Source organism: Pseudomonas sp. C2.3V (genome assembly GCF_058536325.1).
This window is the reverse complement of sequence record NZ_JBZUBN010000003.1, coordinates 21,101-42,022: the sequence shown is the minus strand read 5'-3', so window position 1 is coordinate 42,022 and position 20,922 is coordinate 21,101. Positions and strand designations below refer to the sequence as shown.

Annotated in this window: 19 protein-coding genes and 1 pseudogene; 13 read left to right on the top strand and 7 right to left on the bottom strand. The window is 51.4% G+C overall.

Going from position 1 to position 20,922, the window contains the following annotated elements; translation table 11 throughout:
• Nucleotides 1-266: 266 nt before the first annotated feature.
• The 4 genes from AC4LF3_RS23175 (at nt 267) to AC4LF3_RS23160 (ending at nt 3,690) form a co-directional block, all read left to right on the top strand.
• The gene (locus AC4LF3_RS23175; RefSeq protein ID WP_491836862.1) at nt 267-1,262 is read left to right on the top strand and encodes a hypothetical protein; all 996 of its coding nucleotides are present in this window, start codon (nt 267-269) and stop codon (nt 1,260-1,262) included.
• A 176-nt stretch (nt 1,263-1,438) separates the two neighbouring features.
• Entirely contained in the window at nt 1,439-1,915 is a 477-nt protein-coding gene (locus AC4LF3_RS23170; protein ID WP_073450799.1) for a hypothetical protein, read from the top strand.
• Between the two features lie 78 nt (nt 1,916-1,993).
• Complete coding sequence (locus AC4LF3_RS23165; RefSeq protein ID WP_073450800.1) at nt 1,994-2,509, top strand: hypothetical protein; 516 nt, start codon at nt 1,994-1,996, stop codon at nt 2,507-2,509.
• Nucleotides 2,506-3,690, top strand: coding sequence for a tyrosine-type recombinase/integrase (locus AC4LF3_RS23160; protein WP_073450801.1), 1,185 nt, complete (start codon nt 2,506-2,508; stop codon nt 3,688-3,690). Before AC4LF3_RS23165 ends, AC4LF3_RS23160 begins: the two co-directional genes overlap by 4 nt.
• 318 nt (nt 3,691-4,008) lie before the next feature.
• On the opposite strand, the gene AC4LF3_RS23155 is transcribed toward AC4LF3_RS23160, so the two are convergent.
• Both AC4LF3_RS23155 and AC4LF3_RS23150 read right to left on the bottom strand, forming a co-directional pair.
• On the bottom strand, nt 4,009-4,326 hold the full coding sequence (locus tag AC4LF3_RS23155) for a HigA family addiction module antitoxin (protein ID WP_073450803.1): 318 nt from the start codon (nt 4,324-4,326) through the stop codon (nt 4,009-4,011).
• Nucleotides 4,327-4,337: 11 nt separating this feature from the next.
• Nucleotides 4,338-4,619: a type II toxin-antitoxin system RelE/ParE family toxin gene (locus AC4LF3_RS23150; protein ID WP_073450804.1), complete on the bottom strand. Its 282-nt coding sequence runs from the start codon at nt 4,617-4,619 to the stop codon at nt 4,338-4,340.
• 300 nt (nt 4,620-4,919) lie between these two features.
• Between AC4LF3_RS23150 and AC4LF3_RS23145 the strand changes: the two genes are divergently transcribed.
• Both AC4LF3_RS23145 and AC4LF3_RS23140 read left to right on the top strand, forming a co-directional pair.
• Nucleotides 4,920-5,420 (top strand): hypothetical protein, encoded by a 501-nt coding sequence (locus AC4LF3_RS23145; protein ID WP_197873344.1) that lies wholly within the window; start codon nt 4,920-4,922, stop codon nt 5,418-5,420.
• A 32-nt stretch (nt 5,421-5,452) separates the two neighbouring features.
• A complete protein-coding gene (locus AC4LF3_RS23140) occupies nt 5,453-5,917 on the top strand; it encodes a P63C domain-containing protein (RefSeq protein ID WP_197873343.1) in 465 nt (154 codons plus the stop codon).
• 561 nt (nt 5,918-6,478) lie between these two features.
• On the opposite strand, the gene AC4LF3_RS23135 is transcribed toward AC4LF3_RS23140, so the two are convergent.
• Nucleotides 6,479-7,629 (bottom strand): IS3 family transposase gene (locus AC4LF3_RS23135; protein WP_085985622.1). Its coding sequence is split into 2 segments (ribosomal slippage): nt 6,479-7,386 and nt 7,386-7,629, totalling 1,152 coding nucleotides; the frame shifts between segments, so codons are not numbered across the junction.
• Nucleotides 7,630-7,669: 40 nt separating this feature from the next.
• Nucleotides 7,670-8,320 carry a hypothetical protein gene (locus tag AC4LF3_RS23130; protein ID WP_139272282.1) on the bottom strand — a complete coding sequence of 217 codons (651 nt, stop codon included), beginning with the start codon at nt 8,318-8,320 and terminating at the stop codon, nt 7,670-7,672.
• A 583-nt stretch (nt 8,321-8,903) separates the two neighbouring features.
• Between AC4LF3_RS23130 and bcsR the strand changes: the two genes are divergently transcribed.
• Nucleotides 8,904-9,131, top strand: coding sequence for a BcsR/BcsP family cellulose biosynthesis protein (bcsR, locus tag AC4LF3_RS23125; protein ID WP_073450574.1), 228 nt, complete (start codon nt 8,904-8,906; stop codon nt 9,129-9,131).
• 76 nt (nt 9,132-9,207) lie between these two features.
• Here the strand turns inward: bcsR and AC4LF3_RS23120 are convergent, their stop codons facing one another.
• From AC4LF3_RS23120 to AC4LF3_RS23110, 3 genes are all read right to left on the bottom strand, one after another.
• The gene (locus tag AC4LF3_RS23120; RefSeq protein WP_146766020.1) at nt 9,208-9,528 is read right to left on the bottom strand and encodes a hypothetical protein; all 321 of its coding nucleotides are present in this window, start codon (nt 9,526-9,528) and stop codon (nt 9,208-9,210) included.
• 87 nt (nt 9,529-9,615) lie between these two features.
• Nucleotides 9,616-10,599, bottom strand: a complete 984-nt coding sequence (locus AC4LF3_RS23115; protein WP_112297497.1) for a tripartite tricarboxylate transporter substrate-binding protein — start codon at nt 10,597-10,599, stop codon at nt 9,616-9,618.
• 448 nt (nt 10,600-11,047) lie between these two features.
• Complete coding sequence (locus AC4LF3_RS23110; protein WP_112297496.1) at nt 11,048-11,590, bottom strand: hypothetical protein; 543 nt, start codon at nt 11,588-11,590, stop codon at nt 11,048-11,050.
• A 499-nt stretch (nt 11,591-12,089) separates the two neighbouring features.
• Between AC4LF3_RS23110 and AC4LF3_RS23105 the strand changes: the two are divergent.
• The 6 genes and pseudogenes from AC4LF3_RS23105 to AC4LF3_RS23080 form a co-directional block, all read left to right on the top strand.
• Nucleotides 12,090-12,854 (top strand): annotated as a pseudogene (locus AC4LF3_RS23105) (PAS domain-containing protein); the annotation flags it as partial.
• Between the two features lie 18 nt (nt 12,855-12,872).
• Complete coding sequence (locus AC4LF3_RS23100; protein ID WP_409440460.1) at nt 12,873-13,403, top strand: methyl-accepting chemotaxis protein; 531 nt, start codon at nt 12,873-12,875, stop codon at nt 13,401-13,403.
• Nucleotides 13,404-13,448: 45 nt separating this feature from the next.
• Nucleotides 13,449-14,657 (top strand): cyclic di-GMP phosphodiesterase, encoded by a 1,209-nt coding sequence (locus tag AC4LF3_RS23095; protein ID WP_112297494.1) that lies wholly within the window; start codon nt 13,449-13,451, stop codon nt 14,655-14,657.
• A gap of 387 nt (nt 14,658-15,044) precedes the next feature.
• Entirely contained in the window at nt 15,045-16,487 is a 1,443-nt protein-coding gene (locus AC4LF3_RS23090) for an RAD55 family ATPase (protein WP_112297493.1), read from the top strand.
• A gap of 26 nt (nt 16,488-16,513) precedes the next feature.
• On the top strand, nt 16,514-16,888 hold the full coding sequence (locus AC4LF3_RS23085) for a response regulator (protein ID WP_073450579.1): 375 nt from the start codon (nt 16,514-16,516) through the stop codon (nt 16,886-16,888).
• A gap of 329 nt (nt 16,889-17,217) precedes the next feature.
• Nucleotides 17,218-20,871 carry a PAS domain S-box protein gene (locus AC4LF3_RS23080; RefSeq protein ID WP_112297492.1) on the top strand — a complete coding sequence of 1,218 codons (3,654 nt, stop codon included), beginning with the start codon at nt 17,218-17,220 and terminating at the stop codon, nt 20,869-20,871.
• Nucleotides 20,872-20,922: the final 51 nt, after the last annotated feature.

Below are 20,922 nucleotides of genomic sequence, written 5' to 3'. Positions count from 1 at the left end.
GTTAACTTTTATCCCTTCAGAGTACTTGCATAACCGGATTTGCATGAGACAGTGGAAATAACTTCCAGTGTTCAGGCAGGTCAGCCATGTTTATCTCACTTGTTGATTCAATCAAGGAACCGGCACTTCTCACCAGTTGTATCAGCAATGTTCACTACCGCACCTACAAGACCAAACAAAAGGTCAGGGAGTCTGGTCAGGTAGTTGATGTAATGTTGGACATGGCCTCGCTAAAGGTTACAGAAATTGATTTTAAAAGAACGATCATGCGCTCTCAGACTATTACGTTTGAGATAACGTCCGAAGGGTTGTTAAAGAAGAACGGGCGTAATGAAGTCGTCTTTCAACAAGCACGCGAATTCAATCCCCATGCCGGTAAACTTGAAGGGGGCATCCATATATCCAAGCATTCGCTCAGCGAACGTGAAATTAAACGGTTCGTTGATCGCGTACTGGCCTTTGCCGAGCATGACTTGATCGAGCTGGGTGCCAAGGGTCGTCCCAACGTCACGAGTGAGCGTCTCTATGTGGCAGGCTGGTTTCAGGAATTCACCAGCCATGGGGTGGTACCCGAGCAGGCGAGACCTGCTCGTCTGCCGGTTCAGGATGAAAGTGAAGAGGCCATCCGGGAAGAGCCCACGCCTCTGGTTGATCCCGAGCAGACCTGTGTTCTCGCGCCGAGCCGAGTCATTGAAGCGCTGGCAGTTTCTCCCTTACGACTCAAACGCCTGTCGCTTGTAGATGGCAAGACGCGCCTTGCCGTGTGGTGTGATGGCAAGCCCTTCGTGATCTGCGGCCAGCCTGAAAGCCGCATGGCCTCTGGACTGGCGCACTCTCTAGCCAGTGCCCCGTGGTTTAAGTCCCTCGCTGGCTATCTGGGGGTTAGTGCTCAGGAAATCTCAGTGGGGACCATCAGCGAAGGCCAGTACAAGACAGATCACTACCATGCCTTGTGCCTGGATAGTCGCCCGCTGTGCCTGTTCGACCTGCCTGAAGAAACACATGCGAGGGCTGGCGTCCTGTGTCTGGATGATGATCTTGGCGGCCTGTTAATAAGGCAGTGGAGCGCTACCGGTATCCGGATAAAGGACATGGCTCGGATCGACGCCTTGTGCAGGGCTGCGCCTGCACTGGTTAATTCGCTTGACCGGCTGGAACGCGCCGTCTCGGCCATATCCCTTTCGCCACTCATCACCGAAATGGTGGATCGACCGGTTCAGGTAGCTCGACAGGCGCTTGCTCAGGCGCTGGGACATTGCTAGGCGCTGGGCCGGGAGCTGTGGGGAAAAGGTGTGGGATAGCTTTAGACACTCTTAGGTAATCGCAGTTTTCATGTGGCTTATAGGTATATATGTATGAGGATAGTGAGTCCTCATACATTGTTTTGAAATCAGAACGTTAATCAGGGAATATACCCTCAACTTTGGAGACCCTTCCGATGACCAGTCAATCCGAGATCCAGCTGACGCATCCAAGCGGTGCCCTTTACATGGCCGAACCCAAAGGACAGGAGGAATGGATCTTGTCCTGGCCGGAAGGGAGTCGCCGGTTCTTCGGAAACCGTAGAGAAGCCACCTCCGAACTTAAGCGGGAGGTATCTGCACGGCCTGCGGCCTGGGACAGCGAGTGCGCACACGACCTGACGACCTATCACGGGATGATAGGAGCCTACCGCCGCCTGCTACAGGCCAACCCGGGCAAGGCGCTGGTCATCGAGCATGAGAGCTTTGCCATTCTGCTGGGAGAAAACTACGTCGCCAACTGCGGCGCTTATCATGATGGTGCTCCCTATATTGATCATTCGTGTGATCTTCTTGAGTCGTGGTGGGAGAGTCGCGGTTGTTGGTGCTGGGACGAAACGCCAGAGCAGAGCGCCAGCAGGGTACTCAATCCTGTCTTTGTTGATATTGACTGATCGCACGGTCTGGCGCTGGTCCATCACGGCCTGATGCTAGACCCAGCGCCAGCAGACTACTTTTGCATGGAGAAAAAGATGGCTCTGGACAACGCAACAGCGCTACCGGGCGTACGTGTGGTAACTCGTTTTGGTAACGGTGTGATTGTCAGTACCAGTTCCGACCACCGTGCCGAGGTACGGCTTGATCAGCCGATACGAGAGAACGACCATCAATACTGGGCCGCCTTCAGAAACCTGCGCACCGAAGCCGAGGTTGAAGCCGAAGCACGCGAGACACTGCGCGCAGCTCCGGCCATGCTTGTGCTGACGCTGGTCATGTTGGGTCTTGTCTATTGGGCACTCGGCGCCCTTGATGAATACTTCAGCTATGGTGAGCAACCCGCCACAGCCGAGCAGATCGCTCAGTTTACGGCTGGCTCTACATGCCATCGTGAGCAAGTCCAGAGCGAGCTTAATCAGGGTCGGCTATTGATCAATGATGATCTGGACAGGCTCTCCAGACGCTGCGAACGTCTTGAGAACGAGGCGCAGGAGTTGAGTGTTGCCAGAAAGCAGATAGCTGCGCAGCGCAATGCAGTATCAGGTCTATGAGCAAACTAACCCCCAAACTTGTTAAAGCCCTTGCCGAACCTGGAAGCTATCAGGATGGCCGAGGCCTTCAGCTTCGCATTTCCGCCCAGCTGCGCAAGAGCTGGATATTTCGGTACATGATCAATGGCCGGCGGCATGATCTTTCGGTGGGCAGCTATCCAGCAGTCTCCCTGCGTGATGCGCGCCTGGCGGCAGACAAGTACCGTCTTGAAATCTCACGCGGGATCAATCCAGTCCTTGAGCGCCGGAAAAAACGTGAGGGTAAATCCTCTGAGAAGCTGGAAGCCAAGACCTTTCAGACCGAGGCTGCACGTTATATTCGAACGCACTCGCCCAGCTGGAGCACCAAGCACTCTCAGCAGTGGCAAAACTCCCTGGCTAAGCATGTATTTCCTGTGATTGGCTCAATGCCTCTTGCCGAAGTAGACACCGATGATGTGCTGGAAGTGCTTGAGCCCATCTGGAGCGTTATCCCGGTAACGGCCAGTCGCCTGCGCAACCGTATCGAGCTGGTCCTTGATGCGGCCAAGGCCAGAAAGCTAAGGGAAGGGGAGAACCCGGCACGCTGGCGCGGGCACCTGGACAAGCTCCTGCCCAAACAGGGCAGCAGGGTCAAGCCGTTTGGCTCGTTGTCTGCCGAGGATACCGCACGGCTCATGCATCGACTCGATAGCCTGGAGGGTGCTGCAGCACGCGCAACAGAACTCATGATCCTGACTGCAACTCGTAACAGCGAGACCTGCGGCGCACGCTGGTCCGAGCTGGATCTTGAGCAAAAGCTCTGGACTATTCCGGGCGAGCGTATGAAGACTGGCAAGACGCATCGCATCCCTCTGACCGAGGCCATGATCGAGGTGATCAGCCAGCAGAAGGGCCAGCACCCGGAATGGGTTTTCCCAAACAGTCGCCGCACAGGCTGTATTCCCGGCAATGCCATCGGCCGCGTACTGGATACCTTAAAGGTTCACATGGCAGTGCCGCATGGCTTTCGCGCAACATTCAGAACCTGGGCGGCAGAGACTACAAATTACCCCCGCGAGGTCTGCGAGATGGCGCTGGCGCATACGCTGGGCAGCAAGGTGGAAGCGGCCTATAACCGCGGGGATCTGCTGGAAAAGAGAAGGAAGCTGATGCAGGAGTGGAGTGATTTCCTTTATAGACACTGTGAGCGGGCTTCATAGGCAGAGATAGGCCTAGCGGCTGTTATAGCGTAAGGCTGTTCATATATTTAGAGGGTGTAGTCAAAATATATACGGAGTAAGCTGACCCTCTGGTTTCAAGCCTTTATGAGGTCTGTTTATGACTAAACATAACAGGAGTAAAGAAGCCTCAGCCGCGGCCAATCGAGGTAGTCAACTTTCAGCACTCAAGCCTACCCATATTCAAGTATTGCTCAAAATGAAGCTCTGTGACGCGAAGAATAAAAGGCATCCTGACGTCTTTTATGACGTCAGGATTATGGAAGCAGAGGAGCTAAAGGTTAAGGCTGAGTGTATAGATCAGGCCGCATGACCTGGGATGTCGTCATAATGCCCAGCCCGGTGAGCTTCTTCCAGATCGTAAGCATTCTGCAGCGCAAGCCAATAGCCTTCACTAGTGCCAAAAAAACGAGACAGCCGGATATCTGTATCAGCTGTAATTGATCGATCACCTTTGACGATCTCGCCGATACGAGTAGCCGGCACGCCAATGGATGTTGCCAGCTTGTTCTTAGTAATACCCATCGGCTCTAGGAAGTCTTCAAGCAGAATCTCGCCTGGATGAACATTAGGGAGGAGTTCGCCGGTTGTGATGTCATCAGTGTCAGTGTGAGTCATGGCTCACCTCCTTAGTGGTAATCAACAATTTCAACATCGTAGGCAGCACCATCAACCCAGCGGAAGCAGATGCGCCATTGATCGTTGATACGGATGCTGTGTTGACCTACGCGGTCATCCTTCAGCGCTTCAAGATGATTGCCCGGAGGAATACGCAGATCGTCCAGTTTCATCGAGGCTTGAAGTTGACGCAGCTTACGAAGAGCAACCTTCTGCATGTTTTGCGGCAGCTTGCGGGCAACCTTGCCGTCAGCTACTGCTTGTGTCTGCTTATCCTTGAAGGTCCTGATCACAAATGCGCTCCACTTGTATGGACGCAGTATAACGTGATGCGTTATATAACGCAATGCGTTATGTAATAAACTGGCAGTGCATTGTCCGATTGTGCGCCACTGAGAACTCACGTTGGTAAAGGTTTCAAGTTATTTTTGCGGATTAAAACCCTCTTTTTGCATCACCGGTTATACCGCACTTAGCGTAAAAGCTGTAATGTCAAGCAAAGTGCGAGATTGATCGGAATTTGCAAGCATGTGCTTGCAAAGGACGTCTTATGGGCTAAATTGCAAGCTCAAATAAAAATTTGAGGATGTAATATGGATGGCGCAGAACCAAAAGGTAAAGCAAAAGGCGCAGTTGCTAGAGCAAACTCGCTTACTCCAGAAAGAAGAACTGAGATAGCTAGACAAGCTGCTTTGGCAAAATCGGAAATAGCGAAGCTTCCCAAAGCCACTCACGGTTCTGCTGACCATCCCTTGCGCCTTGGTGGGATAGAGATTCCATGTTACGTCTTAGAAGACGGGACCCGCGTATTATCGCAGCGCGGAGTAATGTCAGGGGTAGGAATAACGAGAGGGGGACCCACTGCTGGCGTTGATAGATTCACCGCGTTCTTAGAAAGTGCAGCTATCAAGCCTTATCTCTCGCAAGAGGCAATTACTTCATTAGCTAATCCCATAAAATTTACTGCTGACACCTTCGGGCGTGTTGCTTATGGCTATCAAGCCACCCTCCTGGCTGAGATATGTGATGCAATCTTAGCCGCCAGACGTGATGGAGCGCTTCCGGCAAGGCAGAAGAAGCTTGCGGATCATTAGTTAGGGGATTTGCTCGTGTTGGCATCGTTGCATTGGTCGACGAGGCTACTGGATATCAGAAAGACCGTGCTAGAGATGCACTAGCCAAGATTCTCGAAGCTTTTGTAGCGAAAGAGCTTCAGCCTTGGGTAAGAACGTTCCCGCCTGAATACTATGAACATCTTTTTAGGCTTAGAGGGCTTCCCTATCCTCCAGAAAATGCCAAATATCGACCTCAATATTTCGGCGTACTTACTAATGATATCGTTTATAAGCGAATCGCACCTGGTCTTCTAGCAGAGTTAAAAAAAGAGAATTCCAAAGACACGAAGAAGGGCCATCTTCATAGGCGTCTTACAAGCGATAAAGGGCATCCAAAGTTAAGAGAGCATCTGGCGTCAACGGTTACGATAATGAAATTGAGCAAAGACTATTCGGATTTCATATCAAAAATGAACCAGATTCATCCGCGATATGGTGAAACTTTAACGCTTGATTTAGAGGAAAATGATTTCTAAGAAATCATTTTAGGCTTGGTATCCGCTCTCCTAGAGCCATTAACCCAGCTCAGACTGGGTTTTCTCGCTTCTTCAAGTGCCTAAAGCTTGATAACGTTAAGTCGATATCAATGAGGACTGATTTTAGTCGCTAGGAAAATGGAGGTCCGTATGAAGAAGATTGCATTGCTTAGCTTGATGATTGCTCTGGCCGCACCCATGGTAGCGAGCGCATGCCCCAAGGGTACTTCCCCAACAGGCGGAACGAACTCACACCATAAGGGCGGTCACTGCGTCCCTCGGTAAGAGTGTTCGAGGTAAAAAAGCCCGGCCAAGCGCTGGGCCTTCTTATGCCATTGCCTTCATCAGGCTGCGTTTAGGTCGGACCTACAGGTAAGTGATTATCGTCTGATCAATCTTATGACTCGACATTTCAGCCCAAGGTCCATAAGTATTGGAATGGTGTCTTTTTGATTGGGAGTAAGCCGATCACGGACTTTTACCTCAACGAAGTTGAATGATGTTCCATCACTCAACTCTAGATCTGGCCATCCCGACGCTAATTGAATCGCCCCGGCTTTCCTAGACACTCTCCAAGCTCTGGAAATAGCGCTTTTCAAATTCTACTGGCGATAGCTGCATAGCGCTGCTATGCCGGCGTTTGGGGTTATAAAACATCTCGATGTAATCGAACACATCACTGCGGGCTTCTTCCCGGGTACCGTAGATTTTTCGTCGGATGCGTTCCCGCTTCAGCAACTGGAAAAAGCTTTCCGCGACCGCGTTGTCGTGGCAGTTACCGCGTCGACTCATGCTGCTGATCAGGTTGTTGGCCTTGAGGAAGCTTTGCCAGTCCGAGCTGCTGAACTGGCTGCCCTGGTCGGAGTGGATCATCACTTCCTGCTTGGGCTTGCGCCGCCACACTGCCATCAGCAACGCATCGATGGCTAGGTCGCTGTACATCCGTGGCTTCATCGACCAGCCAATCACCTGGCGTGAAAACAGATCCAGGACCACCGCCAAGTACAACCAGCCCTCATAGGTGCGAATGTAGGTAATGTCGGTGACCCAGACCTTGTTCGGTTCACTAACGTTGAACTGCCGCTCCAGGCGGTTGGGCGAGACCACTGTCGGCTTGCCTCCATAATAGCTGAGGCGCCGACAATAGCCGGTCTGCGAGCGCAACCCCTCTCCCCGCATCAGGCGAGCCACGCGGTGCCGGCCACAGGACTCCCCCAGCTCGCGCAGGTCGTCATGGATCTTGCGGTAGCCGTAGACCCCACCGCTTTCCAGCCAGGCATGCTTGATCAATCCGAACAGGCGTTGATCTTCCTTGGCGCGTACGGATTTCGGCTCGGCCAGCCAGGCGTAGTAACCGCTGGGATGCACCTTGAGGGTCTGGCAAAGACGCCGCACCGGGTACTCCACCGACAGCTTGCTAATGAAGGCGTACTTCAGCCGGACTCCTTGGCAAAGTACGCGGCGGCCTTTTTTAGGATGTCTCGCTCTTCGGTCACTCGCTTGAGTTCCGCGCGCAGACGACGCAGTTCGGCCTGCTGCTCGTCTTCCTGCTGTCGCTGTTCCTGGGGCTTGCCGTAGCGCTTGATCCAGGCATATAGGCTATGCGCCGACATGCCCAACCGCGTCGCCACCTCGGCAACGGGGAGGCCGCGCTCGGTCACTTGCTTGACCGCTTCGATCTTGAATTCCTCGGGGTAACGCTGCTTGCTCATGGCACCTCCTAACGGGCCTCATTATGAGGCTTAGAGGTGTCTAGGAAACTAGGGGCGATTCAAATTTCCCATTCCCAATAGCATATATATCAAGTAAGTCATGCCAGAAGCCTTCATGAATAGCTGATATAAATCTATTTATCGGAACCCCTTCTTTAACAGGAGTTGAGGTAAGAAAGGAGCCACGGCTAACCACTGCATCGAAGTCTGCCTGAAGGCTCGATATAGGCTCTTTTAATCGTTTATGGATGGTGTTGTGCATTCGTTCGATGAATTGTTCTGGTGTTACATTATGTTCTGGACTGCCAACTGCACCGTGAGATGTCATTTTCACTAAGAAATGGATAGCATGGATGTAAGGAGTTGTATTGTTATCTATGCTTCTAAAGGGGTTGGCATAGATAAGATCAGGCAAGATTAAAGTGCGAAAAATGCTACGCACTAGATGTCCCTCTGAATGACATCCAAACCAGTTACCTCGACTGAGTAAGGTCATAACCACATGCTCGGGCTGACCCTCGATCGGCCCACAAACCCTCTCTTCTTTGATGGGCCAATCGCCTATTAAAGAGGGAGCCTGATACAAGTCATGCCGATTGAATCTCAAGGATTCATGATGGCTTTGAGAGTGATTTGGATCTGCTGATTGTTGAGGCTGAAGAAGCCGAATAAACCGATCAAAAAATGTCATCAAGACCCCTTGCCTAGGTTTTTCTAGCCTCCTGAAATATGGTTCTCATTTTCTCGGGTGGACGTATGAACGGAAAGGCATGTCTTTGGTGAGATCAACATCCCCTTTATGACTTGGGGATCTGTTTGAGAAGAGGAATAGGCTAGTGCAGGAGTGGATCGGATTTCTCCTTCAATCGATTGCTTCTAGAGACCTAGGGCTAAACGGTCACAGCCTTTCTTTATGATTGGTGCGACCTTTTGTATCTTCAAAACCTGCATTGACCTTGAATATCATTGGTGTCCATACAGGTATAGCGTTTTACTAGCCTATCGCGAGTTGATCTCAGAGTGCTCAGCTTGAGCGAAACAGGTCATTGATCCGCTACTTCGTTAGATAACACTCAAAAATTTCCAGATATTACTAATACAAATGATATGGACAGCTGGGATCCTTTAGACCTTGTGCTGATGTTTCTCTGCGGGTTATGTCTTTTCCTTGCGCTCCTTTTGATGATTTTTTGACTTTTGATATGGCATATCACTTGCTTATGACCAAGCAGCAATAACGTTCTTATTACTCTAGCTTGTCGGTTGGTATGTCTATGAATACTTCTAAAGCCCTCGACGTCATTACTCATCACCTGGATACCCGTGAGGACGTCAATAATTTGGCCAGGAGCTTTGACCTACAGGGCCTTCAATACCTTGACGTTCAGGCGGTACAACATTTTCATTCAGCTATGGTGCACTGGCCTCTGCTGATGGAAACCATTCAGTCATCCCTGGTGGACTACGAGCCGCTTATCAAGCCGTTGCCTGCCTTTCTTTAAAAGTGGCTAAGCCTGGTTAAAGCAGACAACTGGTCGTAGCGAGTGCCTGGAGTAGGTGCAACGAGTGCTCAAGGAACTATTCTGGAATCAGCTGCTTTCGGGTGTACAGTTTGGCTGCCTGATTAAACTCAGCAACACTCTGCTGACGCATACGTATCGTCAACTCCTGCATCGCTATATAGATCCGTGACGATTCTGGAGTCTGCAGCGCTTGCAAGGCATTCATGAAGCCTTCGATCTGCCATCTTATCTGGTCGCGCCTTTGAAAGGCTCTTGGCTGTCCATCATTCAAGACGTTGAGTAGCTGATCAGCCAGTAACCAGGCTTCAACCTCCAGCCGCTCGGCATCTGTTCTTGGAGCAATGACATAGTGAAAAGGGTTGGGAGTATCGTCCACGTTGATTGCATCCTTAAAGAGGAATGTTCTGTCAGCGGATAACATCATAATGCTATAGCGCAGCTACTCCAATTAGGCAATCAGACATCAGCCTACCTTGGGTTCAAGGTGGTACCGCTCAACCAGTGTTTTGTAAAAAGCCTTCTCTTTTGCTATTCGATCCCTTATCTGAGCTGGCGTAAGCGATACCTGAGTCAGCAGCAAGCGCCTCTGCATTTCTGCATATTCACGTGAAGCCTGAACCTGATTAATCCTGGTAATGAGTCCATCAACAATAATGGAAGGAGTACCTGACGGGACAAACCAGCCGATCCAGCTGTTGATATTTGCATCAATACCCAACTCCTTAAATGATGGAACGGTTGGCCATTGCATCGCTCTACTATCGCCGGTTACGACTATGGGTCGAATCTTTCCCTCAGCATTTCTTGAAGCCGCGACGCCTATTGCAAGGATGGCGGCTGCCAACGACTGGTCTTTCAGATCCTCAACGATGGCTGCCGATCGACTGTAGGTTCGAACGCGAAAAGCGATTTCCTTTTCATAGGCCAGTGTCAGGGCTGCCAGATGTCCATGCGAGCCATACAGCGAAACACCTAGGTCTCGTAGATCAGGATTGTCAGCGGTCCAGTCCACAAACTGATCAAGAGTGCGCACCGATGCCGGTACGGCTGGTCCCAAGGCCAGCACGTAAGAGTAATCTCCCAGTAGTGCCAACGGGGTAAAGTCTTTTATAGGATCAAAAGGCAGACTCTGGTAGATATTGGGTAACAGAGTCATTGAACTGGCAATCGCCTGCAAAATCAGACTTCCATCCGGCCTTGCTGCTTTTACAATTTGCAGGGACTGCCGGGTTTCGCCTTGTGTGATGTATTGAATCTGGTAGGCAAGACTCGCTTTTTCAGACATAACGGGCAGTAGTCTTTCAGCAACCGTACTGCCAAGAGAGCCTTCAGGCTGACCCAGCACCAGTCGACCAGCACCTGAGAATTGCTGAGCATGTAATGAGAGCGCTGAGGCTCCAAACAAGGTGGCGCCTGTGGCATAAATAAAGGATCTACGGCTAAGCATGACGTGGCTCCTCTCTCAGGGCAGGCCGCCCTCTCGATAGAGTTCAACTAGGCGGCTCTTTCAAGAATAGCCAGAATCTTATCGAAGAGAGACGCACCTTCGCCCCGTTATGCTTAAGAATTCATAACAGACGCCGAACAAACAGCTGAATTGGACGTTTTGTTGGTTGTTTCAGGTTTTTAGAGAAATGCTCTGCTCAAGGCTGAATTAGCGGCTTGCCAGCGTGTAGGCGAATCAATCGGAGCAGAAATGCTGACCCTACGTGTCGATGGCCAGAGCGTCATCAATGACATCATGCTTTCGGCATTAGGCTATAGCTAACATGAGCTGGTAGGCCAATTTCGTTATCAACATGCTTTTCGGTATCGAGTCAGCAAAGACGAAAAAATATTAAACATCGGTTCTGCCTTCGACCCTTTTTCAAGCTCAATCAGGGTCGACTTATTACCTAAACACTATGGGATAATTGCAGCCAGATAGAAAAAACTCCCAACACTGTCCAGAATGCTGCAAACAAGATAGGCGAACGTACATTAAACATTAATGACTTTCGGAAATGACTGGGATCTGACTCCTTGTCACTAAATAGCGGAACATTATCATAAGAGTTTCCGGTAAAAGGGTCGCTATTCAATAATTGCGCCTGCTTGAAATGCCAGTGTTGAATAATCAGATATGCGGCACGTATACCGGGCCAGGCATTTAAAGAGCTTAGGATACCTAGCAGGGCAAGCGCTGCAGGAACAACAAGTGTGAAAAGGTGCCCCCACTCTGGACTACGGTTGGCCATGGCAGATGCATAGGCAATGACAAGAAATGATTGAGCGCCCAGGTATGCGTTGGTCCTGTCGGACAGGATTCCTGTTTCGAACTGAATTTCCTTGCGATAGAAATCAAGTCGCTCCTTCGGTGTTCCAAAGAGCTGTTTATTATATGAATCTACTGCTTGCTGATCTGGTATGTTTTGAGGTGAAGTTATTACGCGGGGCATGAAAGGGCTCGTCAAACACGTTACACGAGAATCTTGGGGCTGCGCCGTTATTAATCAAGCCTGATAGATCAAGCCGCTCACTTGCTGAGATATAGATCAAGTTATTAGCAGCATGCCTCATGGAGCTGTATTCAACACCTTCTCGGCGTAGCTCCACAATACTATTCAATTTTTTATCAGTGTCATCTAGCGGATCAGACGCTGCCCTAATAAGTGATTTATAGGTACGGTAAAAGCTCTCCCATTCGAACAAAGAGGGCAGACCCCCTAGAGGGTTTTATAAGACAGAAAGTGGTGTAATGGCCTTATTTGGAAGTATCTTTCTTATAGGTGGGAGTCTTTAACCTGACAATGGGCGGTCTCCATAGCAAATCAGTGGTTTACAACAGCAAACGCTAGACCCACCTGAGTAAAGGCGTACCTTCCGTCGCCGGTACGCTCAAGAAGCCATGACTTGCGCCGAACCAGATAACAAATAGGACTTTTTATTGGACTCATCATGTTTGGTTCGGGTTTAAAGCAGGAAAATGCTCGGCTCAAGGCTGAGTTAGCGGCTCGCCAGCGTGTAAGCGAGTCAGTAGAGGCAGAAATGCTGACCCTGCGTGTTGATGGTCATGGCATCATTACTGTCATCAATGACAACATGCTTTCGGCCTTGGGCTACAGCCAACATGAGCTGGTAGGTCAGTCCAAGGATTTGCTTTTTTCTTCCACACATTCTGACGAGTTTCAACGCTTGTCCTCAGCACTGTCAAACCATCAGCATAATAGTGGTGCTTACAGCTTCAGGCGCAAGGACGGCACTGAGATCTGGCTGCGTACGGTGTGGAGTCCGATCCGAAACGCGGAGGGTAGAGTTGATACCTACCTGTGTCTTGCCAGCGATGTCACTGCAGCAATGGAGAGAGCCAAGGAGCAGGAGGGTGTTATCAATGCGCTGCTTCGATCCTCGGCAGTCATCGAATTCAACCTTGACGGTACGGTGCTAGCCGCCAACGACAAGTTCCTGAGCCGTATGGGATACACGCTTGCCGATATTCAGGGAAAGCACCACCGGCTTTTTTGTCTGCCAGAAGAAGCGCACTCCCAGGAATATGCAGCTTTCTGGAGGCGGCTTAATGAAGGTCAGTTTGTGGCAGGCCGCTTCAAGCGTGTCGACCGCTACGGTCATACCGTCTGGCTGGAAGCCTCATACAATCCTGTACTGGATACCCGTAATCGACTGTACAAAGTTATCAAGTTCGCCACTGACGTCACCGAGCAGGTTAACCAGGAACTGGCTGTGGCTGAGGCAGCCGAGATTGCCTACAACACCTCCCAGCAGACAGATCATAGCGCCAAGGAAGGTACTCGAGTTGTCCAGCAGACACTGGACGTCATGCATCATGTCGTCTCTAACCTTACCGAGGCCTCCAAGGGTATTCAGGGTTTAAATGAGCAGTCGCAGCTGATCAGCACCATTATTCAAACGATTCGTGGAATTGCTGATCAAACCAACTTGCTTGCCTTGAACGCAGCGATTGAAGCTGCACGGGCAGGGGAGCAGGGGCGGGGGTTTGCGGTTGTTGCGGATGAGGTGCGTCAGTTGGCAGGTCGCGCAAGCAAGGCAACCGAGGAAATCGTTAATGTTGTTCAACGCAACAATCAGTTGGCCAGCGAGGCAGTAAACGTGATGGCGGTTAGCAAGGAGCAAGCGGAAACAGGGCTTGAACTTGCAAGCCAAGCAGGCGCGGTTATCGTAGAGATTCAGGACGGCGCACGGTTAGTCGTAGACTCGGTAGGCCGGTTTGCCCACCAGTTAAAGGAACGGTAAAGCAGACCTATAAATCAAGATAGCATCTGATGTCTGGAGGCACCTATGCTTAAGCGCATCCCGATAGATCAGGCTCGTCTGGGGATGTATGTGAAGGAATTCTGCACGCCACGGGCTGATCATCCCTTCTGGCAGGGTGGGTTTGTTATTCGTACACCCAATGAGCTCAAGCGTATTATTGAAAGCAATGTCGAGAGCCTGTGGATCGACCTGGCGCAAGGTCGTGATGTCGATCCACAATTTCAGACAAGGCCTGAAATCACGCCGTTACCGATTCAGGTCGAGATGGTTGAAGAGATAGAACGAGCCAGGCAGCTGTGTGACAGTGCCAAAACGGCAGTCAAATGCATGCTGGAAGATGCACGGATGGGGCGCGTTGTTGAAATGGGCGATGCCATGGATCTGGTGGAGGACATTTCACTTTCCGTGGTGCGCCACCCTAACGCACTCATCAGTCTGGCAAGACTGAAAACCTCTGATGAATATACCTATCTGCATTCAGTTGCCGTTTCTGCACTCATGATTGCCACAGCAAAAGTGCTGGGGCTGGATGAATCCAAAACAAGGCAGGCCGGTCTTGCTGGACTTCTTCACGATGTTGGCAAAATGGCGATGCCTCTTCATGTACTAAACAAGCCCGGCAAGCTCACAGACGAAGAATTCACAGTCATGCGTGGCCATCCCGACGCGGGCAGGCGCATCCTCACGGCCTGGCAGGCCGACGAGACTACGATCGATGTATGTCTTCATCATCATGAGAAATACGACGGCAGCGGCTACCCTCATGGACTTGCTGGGGAAGAGATAAGCCTGATGTCGCGCATTGCTACGGTGTGTGATGTCTACGATGCCATTACCTCCAATCGCCCCTACAAGACAGGCTGGAATCCAGCTGATGCGATCAAGCGTATGGCCGAGTGGAAAGGGCATTTCGACCCTCACGTTTTTCAGGCCTTTGTAAAAGCTGTTGGCATTTATCCGGTTGGATCACTGGTACGCCTGGAAAGTAACCGCCTGGCAGTAGTTCTTGAGCAGCGCGAGCAGCTGCTGATGCCTCGAATAAAAGTGTTTTACTCAGTTACACGCAATGCCTATATTCCTGTAGAAATCGTAGACCTGCAGGCTCAGAAAGGCTATGACCGCATCATGAGCCGTGAATCACCCGAAGTGTGGGGCTTCGCATCACTGGATTATCTTTGGGAGCATCAACCTGGTAATGGAGATGGGTTCCCACCTAAATTGCACAGGTCTTGAGGTTTTCGTATGATGCCTGCTCTCGATTCTACTCTCAGGCTGTCGCGGCCCTTGGGTCGAGAGAGCGGCTAAGGCTCCCTCCGCCAGTAGCCGCTCGGGCATAAAAGGGTCTTTCTCGTAAGGATCCTTTTATGCCTCCCTTTCTCAAACTATTCCGGCCTATTCGCTTAGCTACCGTATTATTTGCGAAGTCCAGTTTTGCTCAGAGCTGACCGATTTCTCATCAATGACAGTGGTGCAGTTCTACGACGCGACACCTAATCAATGGCACAATAATGATCAAATCAACGTCGCTAAAGCAAACGCTGGTTATGTTGATCAGGGCAAGCAGTTAGCCGGTAAGGTATTGCAGTCTGTGTAGGGTCCTCAAAAAGGACATCAAAGGTGATGAGATTGAATCAATTAGCGCGCTTTAAAACCGGTATCGAAGGACTGGACTCGTTATTTGGTGGAGGACTCTTTACGGGCGCGTCTTATTTGATACAGGGGCGACCTGGCTCTGGCAAAACCATCCTAACCAATCAAATTGCCTTCCATCATGCCAGGCAGGGTGGTCATGTCATCTACGCAACGCTGTTGTCCGAATCGCATGATCGGATGTTTGGCTTCCTGTCTACGATGGATTTCTTTGATGGCAACCTGATAGGCTCAGACATCGAGTATCTAAGCGCCTTTGATACGTTGTCCAGCGAAGGGCTTGATGCCGTTATTAAGCTACTACGCCGCGAAATCATTCGAAGCAAGACATCACTGCTTATCGTAGACGGTCTGCTTAATGCCCGCAGCAGGGCTGAAACACCGTTGGACACCAAGAAATTCATTGCTGAGCTGCAAGCCCATGCAGGATTTGTCGGCTGCACATTGTTATTTTTAACAGGTGCCACTCTGGACGAAGGTAGTCCTGAGCTAACCATGGTTGATGGTATGATTCTGATGGAGGAGCAGCATCTAGGGGTGCGTTCCATACGCCGGATCAGTGTGCGAAAGTCCCGGGGATCAGCTGCCATACCGGGTGAACACGAATATCAGATCAATCATCAGGGCGTTACGGTTTATCCTCGGCTTGAAGCGTACCTGAACACTCCACCGCTTTTAGCAAAGCCTAAGGCAGAGAAGATTTGTTCAGGCGTTTATGCGCTGGACGAGGCCCTGTCAGGCGGGCTTCATCGATCATCGGTGTCCTTGATTCTTGGGCCATCAGGTAGTGGCAAAACCACGCTAGGCCTGAACTTTATTCTGCAAAGCACAGCTGACGAGCCCGGACTTTTCTTTGGCTTTTATGAAACGCCAGATCAGCTTACCCAAAAGGCTCAGGCACTTGATCTGGATCTTCAGGCCGCGGTAGATGCCGGCATCGTCAGGATCTGCTGGCAATCCACTACAGAGCTTCAGCTAGATAGTGTGGGCTATAAGTTGCTCAAGGCCGTTCGAGACTCTAATACCAAACGTGTGTTTATAGACAGCCTGGGCGCCATGGCACGTTCGGCCATTGAACAGGCTCGGCTGATCGAGTTTTTTGGTGCCTTGTTTAACGAGCTGCGGCGCATGAATGTGACCGTATATGGTACCTGGGAGATTCGCGGCTTCTTAAGCAGTGATATCAGTACTTCATCCCCGGAACTTTGTAGCCTGGCCGACAATCTTTTCACGATACACTTTGATGAAAGGGACGATGAGTTTGAAGGGGTTTTCTCAATTCTCAAGCTCAGAAACAGCGCTTTTGATCGGTCCAAAAAGCTGATCAATATAGGTGCCGGCGGTGTAACCCTGGTTGCCAGACACAAAAACAACGAGAAGGATAAGCAGTCCTCTTCTGTTCCTAATACCTGACTTCGTCAGTGGAGGATCGTTAACCCATGACGATGGTTCTGGTAGTAGATGACGAGTTCCTGATTACGGAAGTACTCGCTCTAGCTCTTGAAGAGGAAGGTTATGAGGTGCGTCAGGCCGGCAATGGTCGAATGGCCCTGGAAATCATGGCGGAGCAGGTGCCTGCACTGGTCATCACCGACTTTATGATGCCTGTCATGAATGGGCGTGACCTTGCAAAGGCTATAAGGGGGCAGGCCAGTGCTGCTCATATACCTATCATGCTCATGACAGGCGCTCATGCCCATATGGCCAGAGAGCACGGGGATCTCTTTGATCATGTACTGAGTAAACCCTTTGATATGACCGAGCTCACCGCTGTTGTGAAAGGGCTTATCGACACGTCGAGGCACAGCGCGTAGACACAAACAAGGGCTCAAGGGCCGGGTCACTATCATAGTGTTAGATGCAGGTGCCCCCGCCTGGCTGGTCCGGCTTACCTTGGGTACTGCTTGAGCGCTGATGTGCTTAACTAAATCTATTCGTGAGAATAAACCGGCCGACCACTTCCCTGTACATTCTGTATTTTTTAAGCATTGTGAAAAAATCCGACGTTCAGGCGGTTGCTCAACTGGAAAGCCTAACGTCGCCCAAATATCATATGCCACCCTCAATGTTGCTGGCAGGATCAGGCATCCCGCCTGCCTTGAGCCCATCTTTTTCATGTGATAAACCGCTCAAGGAAACTGACGTGGACGCCAGAACGCTAACTACTGCCCCTGAGATGCAGGCCGTAACCCAGGGCGGTGGTGAGCTTGGCCGGTTAATCCGCGCTTATGACTGGGCAGCAACACCCTTAGGGCCTATAGAGTTGTGGCCCCAATGCCTGAAGACAACTGTTAATACCCTTCTCCTTTCACCCGTACCCATCGTGCTTCTCTGGGGGGACGACGGCATCATGCTGTATAACGATGCCTATTCTGGGTTTGCAGGCGGTAATCACCCTAGACTGCTTGGCTCAAAGGTCAGAGAGGGATGGGCTGAAGTAGCCGACTTTAATGATCATGTCATGCGTGTGGGATTAGCTGGCGGTACCCTGTCCTACAAGAGCCAGGAACTTACGCTGCATAGGCATGGTAAGCCTGAGCAGGTATGGATGAACCTTGATTACTCACCCATTCTGGATGAAAGCGGAACGCCTGTAGGCGTAATTGCTTTCGTTATCGAAACGACCGAGCAGATACTGGCAGCACGTCAGCGCGATGCGGCTGAACGTGCACTGCGTGTTGAGCGCGACCGGTCTCAGGGCGTTCTCAACAACATGGGTGAAGCGTTTCTCCTGCTTGATCAGGATTTGCGTATCCTGGATCTCAACACAGAAGCACTCAAGATGGAGAGCCGGTCCCTGGAGCAGCTGGTAGGCATGAAACATGGGGAAGCCTATCCTGCTGCCTCCCCCCGGATAGAGGTGTTATACAGACAGGCTCTTACCGAGCGGCGGCCTGTTGCTCATGAGCATCAATATACCTGGCCTGATGGCAGAGTCAGCTGGATTGACATGCGAGCCTATCCTGTCTCGGATGGGTTGGCTGTTTTCTACCGGGACGTAACCCACCGTCATGATAACCAGGAGCGCTTGAGGCGCAGTGAGGCCTTTCTGGGCGCAACGCTTGATGCCTTGCCCATAGGGGTCATCATTGCCGATGCCAAGGGACACATCCTGCGTACCAACGCGGCAAACAAAAAACTGTGGGGTATTGCGCCTAAAGCCCTTGATTGGACCCAATACGATCAGTGGGTGGGTTACAGGCCTGAAAGTGGCGAGCGTATCCGTGCCGAGGAATGGGCAATGGCACGCGCCCTGCTATGCGGCGAGACCGTACAGGATGAGCTGGTCGAATGTGAGCGCTTTGATGGAACCGGGCGGCGTCAGTTTCTTAATAACGCAGCTCCAATTTATGACAGCGACGGAACACTTTTGGGTGGGGTCGCAGCTGAAGTCGATATTACCGAACGCGCCGAAATCTCTCGCCGGTTACGTGAAAGCGAAGCACTGGCACGTGATAACATCGAGCGTGTGCAGTTGGCCCTGTCCGCAGGCGCCATTATCGGGACCTGGGTTTGGGATCTGACCTGCGATCGATTCACCGTGGATGAGGCCTTTGCTCACAGCTTTGGAATCGATCCAGCTCTGGGACGCAAGGGATTGAGCCTGGAGCAGGTTATCGCGACGGTTCATCCTGAGGACAAGCCTGGTTTAATCGAGGCCGTCAACACGAGTATTGCCCGTGGAGGCAATTACGCTCATCAGTACCGCGTTAGACGCCGTGACGGTCAGTACTACTGGATTGAAGCCAATGGGCGTGTCGACTATGCATCAGACGGTACCCCTCATCGCTTTCCTGGCGTGCTTATCGATGTTGAGAGCCAGCGCGCACTGGAGAAGGAGCGTGATCAGGCCAGCGCCCTACTGCATGAAAAGGCCCTTGAGTTTGAAACACTGGCCAATAATATTCCTACGCTTTGCTGGATGGCCCACCCTGATGGGGAAATCTACTGGTTCAACCAGCGATGGTATGAGTACACCGGAACAAGTTTTGCCTCCATGCAGGGATGGGGGTGGAAAACAGTCCATGATCCCAGTGTACTTCCTCTAGTGGTTGAGGGCTGGACCCACTCGCTCAAGACGGGTCAGCCCTTTGACATGACGTTTCCCCTTAGAGGGCATGATGGGATATTTCGTCCGTTTTTGACCCGTGTGGTGCCTATTTATAACGCTTTAGGCCAAATAGAGCGCTGGTTTGGAACCAATACGGATATCACCAGCCAGCAGAAAGCTGAGGAGGCGTTACGTGAATTAAACGCAACGCTTGCCCTACGCATTGAGCAACGTACGCAAGAGCGTGATCGCATGTGGCGTCTGTCCACAGACGTTATGCTGGTCGCACGCTTTGACGCCACCATCGTTGCAGTCAACCCAGCCTGGACCGCGATATTAGGCTGGTCCGAGCAGGAGCTGCTGGGTGGTTCGCTGACAGACTATGTTCATCCGGATGATATCGAATCGACTGCGGCTGCCATGGCGGAGCTGGCTATGGGAATGCCTGTCCACCGTTTTCAAAATCGCTATCGGCACAGGGACGGCAGCTATCGATGGCTGTCCTGGACGGCAGTGCCCGATGAGCAGTTTCTTCATGCGGTGGGTCGGGATATCCAATCAGAACGAGAGAGTCAGGAAGCGCTGCAGCGTACGGAAGAGCAGCTGCGCCAATCGCAAAAGATGGAGGCGGTGGGACAGCTTACCGGTGGGCTGGCTCATGACTTCAACAACCTCCTGACCGGTATCGCGGGTTCACTGGAGTTACTCAATGCACGAGTGCAGCAAGGGCGCCTGACGGAGCTTGATCGCTATATTCACATCGCTCAGAGTGCCACCAAGCGAGCAGCGGCTCTTACCCATCGACTGCTGGCCTTTTCGCGTCGCCAGACGCTTGACCCCAAGCCAACCGACCTTAATCGACTCGTCGCTGGTATGGATGAACTGATCCGGCGTACCACTGGCCCTCATATCAGCCTTGAGACAGTAGCGGCGGGCGGACTATGGCCAACCCTGGTCGATGCCAGTCAGCTTGAGAGTGCATTACTCAACCTTTGCATCAACGCCCGCGATGCGATGCCTGAGGGCGGCCGCATTACGATCGAAACCGCTAACAAATGGATCGATGAATATACGTCAATTCACTATGACATGACTGCAGGACAGTATGTTGCCCTGTCTATAACCGACACCGGTACGGGAATGTCACCCGAAGTGATAGCCAAGGCGTTCGACCCCTTTTTTACGACCAAGCCCTCAGGCGAGGGCACGGGCCTGGGTCTGTCGATGGTATATGGTTTTGTCAGGCAGTCCGGAGGGCAGGTGCGTATCTATTCGGAACCGGGTATGGGCACCACGATGTGTCTTTACCTTCCACGTTACTATGGTCATGCGCAAGAAACCGATCCCACCTTTGAGCCTGTGGAAGCGCTGCAGGCTCATACAGGGGAGACAATTCTTGTTGTAGACGACGAGCCAGCCATTCGGATGTTGATCATCGAGGTGCTCAATGACCATGGTTATCTAGCCTTGGAAGCAGCTGATGGTGAGGCGGCGCTCCAGGTCTTGCAGTCATCCAGGCGAATTGATCTGCTGGTCACCGACGTAGGGTTGCCTGAGGGAATGAATGGGCGGCAGCTGGCTGATGCTGCGCGAGCCATTAGGCCCGACCTTAAGGTGCTGTTTATTACTGGCTACGCCGAGAATGCAGTGATAGGAAATGGTCATGTGGAGGCCGGTATGGAAATCATGACCAAACCCTTTGCCATTGAAAAACTGGTCAGCCGTATCAAGAAACTGATCAGCTAAAATCCCGCATCGCAGATCAAAGATGTTGAGAGGAGAAAGCTGCTATGAGGA